10 protein-coding genes are annotated in these 9617 nt (G+C 33.7%); 5 read left to right on the top strand and 5 right to left on the bottom strand.

The genetic code is table 11. From position 1 onward, the window contains the following. Positions 1–34 precede the first annotated feature (34 nt). Positions 35–349 carry a hypothetical protein gene (locus HOG71_07055; protein ID MBT5990596.1) on the top strand — a complete coding sequence of 105 codons (315 nt, stop codon included), beginning with the start codon at positions 35–37 and terminating at the stop codon, positions 347–349. A gap of 56 nt (positions 350–405) precedes the next feature. Here the strand turns inward: HOG71_07055 and HOG71_07050 are convergent, their stop codons facing one another. The 5 genes from HOG71_07050 to HOG71_07030 form a co-directional block, all read right to left on the bottom strand. Beyond that, complete coding sequence (locus tag HOG71_07050; GenBank protein MBT5990595.1) at positions 406–2196, bottom strand: hypothetical protein; 1791 nt, start codon at positions 2194–2196, stop codon at positions 406–408. Positions 2197–2270: 74 nt separating this feature from the next. Beyond that, positions 2271–2489 (bottom strand): hypothetical protein, encoded by a 219-nt coding sequence (locus HOG71_07045; protein ID MBT5990594.1) that lies wholly within the window; start codon positions 2487–2489, stop codon positions 2271–2273. An 11-nt stretch (positions 2490–2500) separates the two neighbouring features. Continuing rightward, positions 2501–3739, bottom strand: coding sequence for an OmpA family protein (locus tag HOG71_07040; GenBank protein MBT5990593.1), 1239 nt, complete (start codon positions 3737–3739; stop codon positions 2501–2503). 87 nt (positions 3740–3826) lie between these two features. Further along, entirely contained in the window at positions 3827–4309 is a 483-nt protein-coding gene (locus HOG71_07035; protein MBT5990592.1) for a DUF456 domain-containing protein, read from the bottom strand. A gap of 5 nt (positions 4310–4314) precedes the next feature. Further along, entirely contained in the window at positions 4315–5025 is a 711-nt protein-coding gene (locus tag HOG71_07030) for a DUF2807 domain-containing protein (protein ID MBT5990591.1), read from the bottom strand. 185 nt (positions 5026–5210) lie between these two features. Here HOG71_07030 and HOG71_07025 point away from each other — a divergent pair, with 185 nt between their 5' ends. The 4 genes from HOG71_07025 to HOG71_07010 all read left to right on the top strand — a co-directional run. Continuing rightward, positions 5211–7181, top strand: coding sequence for a hypothetical protein (locus HOG71_07025; protein ID MBT5990590.1), 1971 nt, complete (start codon positions 5211–5213; stop codon positions 7179–7181). Further along, entirely contained in the window at positions 7138–8043 is a 906-nt protein-coding gene (locus HOG71_07020; GenBank protein MBT5990589.1) for a hypothetical protein, read from the top strand. The genes HOG71_07025 and HOG71_07020 overlap by 44 nt, the downstream gene beginning before the upstream one ends. Further along, positions 8036–9403, top strand: a complete 1368-nt coding sequence (locus tag HOG71_07015; protein ID MBT5990588.1) for a hypothetical protein — start codon at positions 8036–8038, stop codon at positions 9401–9403. Before HOG71_07020 ends, HOG71_07015 begins: the two co-directional genes overlap by 8 nt. 30 nt (positions 9404–9433) lie before the next feature. Continuing rightward, a partial coding sequence (locus tag HOG71_07010; GenBank protein ID MBT5990587.1) for an AAA family ATPase occupies positions 9434–9617 on the top strand: 184 nt, incomplete at its 3' end.

Raw genomic sequence — 9617 nt, 5'->3', positions numbered from 1 at the left:
GATAAGAGAGTATGGTTTCTCAGAATATATTCAGTTGCGTAAACATTCCTTTGATAAATATAAACCAGCTTTTGATGATGGGATCGTTGTGATGAATCCACCCTATGGTGAGCGCATTGGTGAAAACGAAGAAATCAATACGCTATATGCTGAAATTGGGGATCATTGGAAAAAGAACTTCAGTGGTTTCGATGCCTGGCTAATCAGTTCAAATTTCCAAGCCTTAAAACGTATTGGCTTGCGTCCGTCACGAAAAATTGTGCTGTTTAATGGCGCTTTAGAATGTAAATTCCAAAAATACAGTTTGTATAGTGGAACCAAAAAAATTCATAAGCAATTAGATAATTAGCTATTTCGAAAATACACCAACTTTTTACTTGTAACTTTTTACTTTCAACTTATTTTTCAAACTTTCAATCCCATTTTCTTCATCAACTCTGTTGCATTGAGTACTTTGCAAATGCCAGGTTTTAGTTTATAGTCGAAATAGAACTCATCGTTCTTTATCTCCACTTCAAAGTTAAAATTTCTTACTTTAGCAGGAATTTCTGTTTCAAGTTCACCCAATGCCAAATCATGAGTGGCAATAACTCCTACAGATTTGGTGTCAACCAATTGCCTGATTAATGCTATCGAACCGGTGAGTTTATCAGCTGAATTTGTTCCTTTAAGTATTTCATCCAGTAGAATAAACAACTCTGTATTTTCAGCCTTTTCAATAATTTGCTTCAAGCGTTTTAATTCGGCATAAAAAGTAGACTCTCGGTTTGCCAGATCATCGCCTACCCGCATGTTGGAAAACAATTGAACCGGATAAAAAACAAATTCTTTCGCACAAACAGGTGCACCAGACATGGCCAAAATCAGGTTTACGCCAAGACTTCGTAAAAAAGTACTTTTACCAGCCATATTTGAACCCGTAATAATTGTCATCTGTCCATTGCCAAGTATTTGCATGGAATTAGCAATACGCTCGTTAAGCGGAATTAATGGATGTGCATTTTCGGTGAATTGATACTGATGTATGGTTTCGCTGACTTCAGGATAAATGTAATCGGGATTGTTGTAGCTATAATTCCCAAGACTTGCTAATGCATCATATTCTTCCAATACTTCTAACCAGGATGTAAATCGATCTTTGTTTTTGTTTTTCCATTTCTCCATACGGATCAAGCATTGAATATCCCACATAAATAAGGCATTCAATACTAATCCAGCAATCATATTTAGCCGATTATCAAATAAACGAAGCAAGTTTGACAGCTTTTCAATTTCCTTTTCAGAGGATAATTTATCCTTTGTCAAATTGGATTTCAATTCATTAAGTAAATCAGCCTTGAACTCTTGATGCTCTATTTTAAACAATAGTTTACCAAACTGTCGGATTAAATCATGCTTGCGCGAGATATTTACGTGTTGTCGATTGATCTTTCGAAGAAATCCACCAACAATACCCAATTGTAAAAACATAAATAAGATAATTATCCTATCAGGAAGAAACCAAAAACTTAGTATTATTGATAAAAATACGAACAGTGGTAAAACGATAGAAGCAGCTTCAAAAAATCTATTTTTATAGAATAAATCATCTTCTTCCAGCCATTTCAATATTTCCGATTTGTCTTCTCCATCGTTTTCAAGCATCAAACCATTGGCTCTAAAATCATGTCTCCATTCAAAATTATGTCCCAACTCCTGAACAGCACTTTGTCTTTTCTCAATCGTTTTTTTATCAGATTTATTCCTTAATAAATCAGCCAGTTTTATCCTTCCTCCTAAGCTGATACATCTGTTTAAAAACTGAAACAATGAATTTCGCCCAAACAAATCCATATCTGAGCTATAAGGGTGAGCAGGATCGATGAAGTTTTTTCCATCATCAAACATCTTATGGTTGCCCTTTATGGATGAGCTTTCTTCTTCACAAATCTGTATTCTGTTTTTGTAATAGGCTTTCAACCATTTTAAGTGTTCATGTTTTTTGACTAAATAAAAAAACAAGATCATAAAAGGTATAGCAAGCCAAATATAGGACCACCCAAAATCCTTAATTAAATATATGGTTAATCCCAATCCAATCACAAAGGATGAAAGCCGCAACCAAACAGTCCTATTTAATTGTTTTTGATTTAAATCGAATAATTTCTGTTGCCTATTTTGCTCCTCTGAATAAAAGTTGGTGAGTGATTTGGTCATTATTTATTGTGTTTTGTGTGAAGAGTTGACTAGTACAAAAAGCGTACAATTAGATCATCATTAAGGAGATTATTTTACTCAATATTATCAATTATCATTTTGGCTTTACTGGCATCTTCCCTTTTTACCTGCAATTTAGCCCCTTCTTTATTATCTAAAAAAAAGCCTGAATTTAATAAGCTGTTTTCATCGGTTACCCAAGCCTCAATTCCTTCACTTTCCAATCGTGTTCGAAGCACATGGGCCGTTTGTACATTTTGGTATATGCCAATAATTTCAAATTCTTGTTCCATAAAATAACAAGTTAATACGCTAAAATTGTAATTTCTACTCGCCTATTCATCTGTTTCTCTTCTTCATTTTTTGGTTTAGGATATAACATTTGAGAGCAACCATAACCAATGGTTGATATTCGGTTTTCTTGAACTCCTTTACGTAGCAGATAGTTTTTAACGGTAAGAGCCCGAGCTTCTGATAGTGTTTTGATATGATCTGGGTCTGCCCCACATCCATGAATATGTCCGGCTATCTCGATTGTCATTTGCTCGTTTTGTGTCATCAACTTAAACAATTTATCTAATGTTGAAATTGAAACCGGTAAATACATAGGTGAATTTTCATAAAAATAAATTGTGCTCAGACTGAATTTTTTTCCTTTTTCAAGACGTTGAATTTCAACATTCTCTTTCTTTTTCGTATTAATTTTTTCGGTTATGTTAACCTCTCTTTCCTTGAAAAAATATCCCTTGGTGCATATGGTTATGCTATAATCTTTCCGATAATCGAAGTCAGCTGGAATTTCTAGAGAATATTCACCAGTAATAGGATGACTGGTTGTTTCAGCAATAATATTTCCATCCTTATCCTGCAATATTACACGAGCACCCAGCCCCTTTTCACTTTCGGCATCAATAACCTTATCCGAAATTATCTTTGGTTTTTTTGACTCACCTACATCATTTACGTAATCAAAAACAAGGGTATGTCCACTTCCATTTTCATATACATTATCGATGAGTAAATAATATAGATCACCTTTTTTTACATGAATTCCACTCGAAAATGAAGCACCTTTTCCTGCTGCTTCAAATTTATTTTTTATTGATAAAGCCAAACCCGTTCTGGAATTAATGGACGGATCATTTCTCGAAATATTTGTTCGCACTGGTAAAATATCTTTATTTACGATTTGAGAGCATCCTTGCCCCTGTTCAACTATATACAACACAAAATCATAATCGTCATTATCGTTTTCAGGTATCAAATCAAAAAGCAGAATTCCATCCTGAGTAGTTTTGAATTTATACCACACTGTATTGTGTTCTTCTTCAATAAAATAATTACTATTTCGGCTATTATTAAAAAACTCCAGTATTTGTCCATGACCATCTGGAGCAGTGGTAGGGCCAAAAACGTGGGAGGTATTTATAACTTTTGCCTGACTACAATCTGCATACTCATTTATGCTAATCAGCTTAACATCTTTTTGAGCCTGAATAAAGGTCCAGTTCAGACAAAATAAGAAAATAATATATTTTCGCATAAATGCAGATTTTGAGCACTAATTTAGCTCTATTTCAATGAATTACCATCATTGATGTATAATAAATGAAATATGCTTGGTAAAAACTCAGAAATGCTCGATTACTGTTCTGATGATAATGATGGCAATCCAAATGGAAACACCCAATTTCATGATTACTCCTGCAGCAAATCCCAAAAAAGCGCCAAAACCACTTTTCAATGCTTTCTTGAATTCCTGACCATCAATCATTTCGCCTATAACTGCTCCCACAAATGGTCCAAGAATTATTCCCCAAGGCACAAAAAACAATCCCAATATTAAACCAATAGTCGATCCCCATACCCCTTTTTTTGAACCACCAAAAAACTTAGTACCCCAAATGGGTATGATGTAATCCAACACAGTAACCACAATGGCCATTACAGCAGCAATTATTAATATCCGATTTGAAAATTGATAAACAGAAGTGAGATGAAAAACCAATAAGGCAACAAAACTGACAGGAGGCCCCGGTATAATAGGCAGAAAGCAACCCAAAATTCCGAGTATAACTAAAGCACTTCCTAAAACAATTAATAAAATATCCATGACAATTAGTTAATTGCATTCACGGAACCTGCTCCTGAAATATTTGAATTCACTTTTGGTGTTCCTTTGTATTGAATATTTCCTGCACCTGAAACTTTCGCACGCAATGACTTTACTACATGTACTGTTGCATCACCAGCTCCACTAATTGTAATTTTGGCTTTTTCAGCAATTAAATTGTAAGCGTCTAAATTACCGGCACCACTTAATTTAAGTTCCAATTCATCAACAATTCCTGCTGTACTAATATCGCCTGAACCGGAAATTTTAATATCCATTTTATTCGCTTTCAAATCTATTTTTGCTTCAGCAGCACCACTAATCCAAACTTTTAATTCTTCTGTTTCAATAATTTTCTCACTGATAATATTCCCTGTGCCTGATATAACAAATTTGCTTATTTGTGGTGATGTAATATAGAAATCGAGTTTAGTTGGATTGATAAGTGCTTTGTCGATGTCGAGAATTAGTTCTCCTCCCGTAACATTTTGTTTAAGAAAAGGAATAATGTTATCATCAGTGACTATTTTCAGCGAATGCTCTTCTCCTTGTATATAATATATAGTTCCTGTTCCACTAAGATTTATTTTATCAAAATCATCAACATCAATTTCTGTAGAAATCAATACGCCAGAACCCTTCTCATAAGATGGAAAGCAAGATGTTAAAACAAGGAATAAGGCTATCGTACTAAGAATAATTCTATTTTGCTTCATAATTTATAGATTTGATTTTTATTGGATAATTCATTAATTATTTAATCCTAAACAAAGTTTACTTATTTTCTGATAATTACAGGGATCAAATTATGATTTTAGTAGAATAAAATATCCATTATACTTGATGTGTGTCATAAGAACATTCATTTAAAATAGATATATTTGCGCCAAAAAATAGGCTTATGTTTTTACGGAATTTCTTAACATCATTATTAACCACTATTGTATTTTTCTCATTTGCTCAAAAACCTGAGACCGTTCTTTTCTCAACAGGTGATTCAAAAGTGACTATTGGTGATTTCCAATACATTTATGAGAAGAACAATCGGAATGACGATAATTACTACTCTCAAGAAAGTGTCGATGAATATTTAGGATTATATGTCAATTTCAAATTGAAAGTTAAAGAAGCTCGTTTTCAAGGTATTGATACTACTGAAAAATTTCTGAATGAGTTTAAAACATATCGTGATCAGCTTACCAAACCCTATATGACCGATCAGGAAACAACAGATGCGCTGGTTGTTGAAGCTTATGAAAGAATGAAAACTGAAATTAAAGCAAGTCATATTTTAATTCGGGTTGCCGAAGATGCTCCTCAAAATGAAGTTGATGCTGCTTATGCCAAAATTAAAGAAGTATATAAGAAAGCAAAAAAAGGAGATTTTGCTGAGTTAGCAGAACAATATTCTGAAGATCCTTCTGTTAAAAACAACAAAGGACAATTGGGCTATTTTACAGTTTTCCATCTCATTTATTCGTTTGAAAATGAAGCTTATAAAACAAAAGTTGGAAAAGTATCCAAACCATTTCGCACTGAATTTGGATTCCATATTCTTAAATTGAATGATCGCAGACCTTATCAGGGTGATATAAATGTATCTCAGATATTTATCCCTTTCGAAAAAGATGCAACAGACGAACAAAAAGATCGTGTAAAGCAAACCATTAAAGAAATTCATCAAAAAATCACAGATGGTGAAAGTTTCGACAAAATGGTTAATCTGTACTCCCAAGATAACCGTTCCAAAAATAGCAATGGCAAACTTCCTGAATTCAATTCTTTTTCATTTAATGTAGCTCCTAAAATTAAAGAAGTAGCATTTACAATTAAAAATGATGGCGATGTTTCTGAGCCTTTTGAGAGTCAGGCAGGTTGGCATGTTTTAAAAAGGAATAGCCTCAAACCACTCAAGTCCTTTGAAGATATGGAGAAATTTATCCGTACAAAGGTGAGGAAAGATAGCAGGGCTCAATTATCATACGATAATCTGATTGCTGATATTAAAAAGCAATATCGTTTTAAAGAATTTGATGGGATCCTGGATGCAGTACATAGTCAAATTGATTCCACTTTGTTAAGTTCAACTTGGAAAATAGCGGATGCCTCAAAATTGGGAAGCGATTTATTTCTTATTGGTAAAAAGAATTACACGCAGCTTGATTTTGCTAAATACGTTGAGTTAAATCAAAAAAACGCACAATATAAGAATGCACATTTTGCGGTTGACAAATTCTATACAGCTTTTGTAAACACTTCATTAATTAATTATTCAGACCAACATCTTGAAGAAAACTTCCCGGAATTCAGAAACCTTGTTAATGAATACAGAGAAGGAATGATGTTATTTGAAATTACTGATCAACAAGTTTGGTCGAAAGCTATGAAAGATACCGTTGGTCAAAAAGCTTTTTATCAGCAAAACATTCAAAAGTATATGTGGAAAAAACGTGCTGATGCTGAAACGTATATTTGCCGGAATGAGAATATTGCACGACAGGTTTTAGCGATGATAGAAAAAGATGGAAAATCATCAGACGAAATAGCCACTGAACTGAACATAATCAATCCGTTGAATATTAGTTATTCACACGGAACATATGAAATTGATGAAAACAGACTTCTTAAAGAATATTTTGGAAAAACAGGCGTTTCTGTGTTCTTTGATGAAGAGTCAGACAGTTGGAGAGTCATTCATATGAAGAAATATTATGATCCGCAACCCAAAAAAATTAAAGAGATACGGGGCATAGTAATTGCAGATTATCAGCTTTATCTGGAAACCAGGTGGATTGAAGAATTAAAGAAGAAATACCCTGTTACCATAAATGAAAAAGTACTTGCAGAACTTATTGCCAATCATACAAAATAAGGCATTTCAATTATTGCTTTCACTTTTATTTTTAACTTCTCTAACGGGATGTAAATATCTGAATGGTGAAAAAAAAGCAGAATCTGACCATGGTAAGACTATTGCCACAGTTGGCGATGTTTCCTTGTTTGAAGCAGATTTAGATGGAATAATCAACTCCTTTGTTTCACATGAAGATAGCGTGCGAATCAGGAAAAATTTCATTGACAATTGGATCAAAGACGAATTGGTTTACCAAAAAGCACTTTCCAATCTGACAAAAACAGAAAAAGACAAAACCAAAGAGATCGATAACTATTACCGAGCTCTTATTACCTACGAATATGAGAACAAGCTGATTAAGCAACAACTTTCGGATGAAATTACTGAAGATGAGATTATTGAATATTACGAAAAAAATAATGATCAATTTATTCTTCAAAAATGCATTATGCAGGTTATTTTTATCAAATTAAAAAATGATGCACCCGATATATCTAAAGTCAAGCAATGGTATTTGTCAGATAAAAATGCAGACCACGATTTACTTTTTCAATATTGCTTAGGCAATGTTGAGCTATTCAATCTGGATGATGAAAAATGGTTTTTCATTGATGATGTAAAGGTTCAAATCCCATTAAAATCTGCTGATTGTATTAGTTATTACAACAATATGAGCATCGAATCATCGGATTCCCTATTCACCTATTTGCTCCGAATTAAAAAGATTAAAAAAGAAGGGGGAATTTCTCCAATCGAATTTGAACACGAAAGAATTAAACAAACAATATTGCACAAAAAAAGTCTGGAGTTTTTAAAAGAAGTTAACAACCAGATTTATACGGACGGAATCAAAAAGAAACATTTCAAAATATATGAGTAGTTTAACAAAACGAACAACCTTAGTTTTAACACTTTTTTTAACCGCATTTATTATTCAAGCCCAACCGCAGAAAGTTGTACTGGATGAGGTAGTGGCAGTAGTTGGTGATCAGATTGTATTGAAATCCGATATAGAGAGTCAGATGTCTGGTTTCAATTTTCCTACAGATAGGGCGAAATGGGAAGGTCAATGCGAAATTCTCAAAAGTAGTATTTACCAACGCTTGCTCTTAAATCAATCATACATTGATAGTTTGAAAGTTGGACCCGATGAAATTAATTCAGAGATTAATAGGCGAATGGAATATTTTATCAGCCAAATTGGAAGCCCTGAAGCACTGGAAAAATATTATGAGAAATCGATTGCTGAAATTAAAGATGAAATGCGGGATCCTATCAAAGAAATGATATTAATCCGCAGAATGAAAGATGAGGTAATTGGTAATTATAGCATTTCTCCTGCTGAGGTGAAAAAATTCTTTAATAATATTCCAAAGGATAGCCTCCCCTATTTTAATACCCAGGTAGAAGTTGCCCAACTACTAATGTTCGCGAAACCAACGGAAGAAGAACATGCCAAAGCCAAGGCAAAAGTTCAGGAATACCGCGATCGGATTATCAATGGGACCAAATTTGAAACAATGGCCATTTTATATTCTGAAGATGATGGCACAGCTGTTAAGGGTGGTGACCTTGGAATGCGGTCTAAATTTGAGTATGTACCTGAGTTTTCTGCGGCTGCCATGAAACTGAAAAAGGATAGTATTTCAGGAATTGTGAAAACAAAATACGGTTATCATTTGCTGAAAATGGTGGATCGAAAAGGAGAAAAAATACACGTTAAACATATACTGATTAAACCAAAAGTAACAGTTGATGCTAAATTAGACGTTCAAAAAAAACTGAATGAAATTGCTGCACAAATAGGAAAAGATACTTTCACTTTTGCTTCAGCAGCCTTCAAATACTCCGAAGATGAGCAGACCAAAAATAATGGTGGACTTTTAGTTGATGCAAACAATGGTAGCAGTAAAATTCCTATAGATCAAATTGATGCATCATTGTTTTTTGTTATCGACACAATGGAAGTAGGCAATATGGCTGGTCCCCTGGTAACTACTTATCCTGACGGACGTATTGCTTACCGACTGATTTTATTCAAATCAAAAACAGCACCTCATCTGGCTAATTTAAAAGATGATTATCCTGAAATCAAAGAGCTTGCCGACAACAATAAAAAGCAAGAGATACTTATGGTATGGATTGAGAAGAAGATGAAAGAAACTTATATAACCATTCATGAGCCCTATAATGCCTGCGAGCCTTTAAAAGACTATGTAGATAAATCTGAGAAGGATTAAGATTAAGCTTTTATCAAAGATTAAACAAACATGACTACCTATAAAAACGAAAAGGAAGCAATTGATGGGTTGTTTGCTAAATATAAGCAACTCAGTAGCGAAATTAAAAAAATAATTATTGGACAAGATGTTGTTATCCGTTCGGTATTAACATCCGTATTTAGCAAAGGACATTGTTTGCTAATTGGTGTTCCTGGTCTGGCAAAAACACTAT

Source organism: Bacteroidota bacterium (assembly GCA_018698135.1).
Lineage (GTDB): Bacteria > Bacteroidota > Bacteroidia > CAILMK01 > JAAYUY01 > JABINZ01.
The sequence above is the reverse complement of the archived record's forward strand: the minus strand, read 5'-3'. Positions and strand labels throughout refer to the sequence as shown.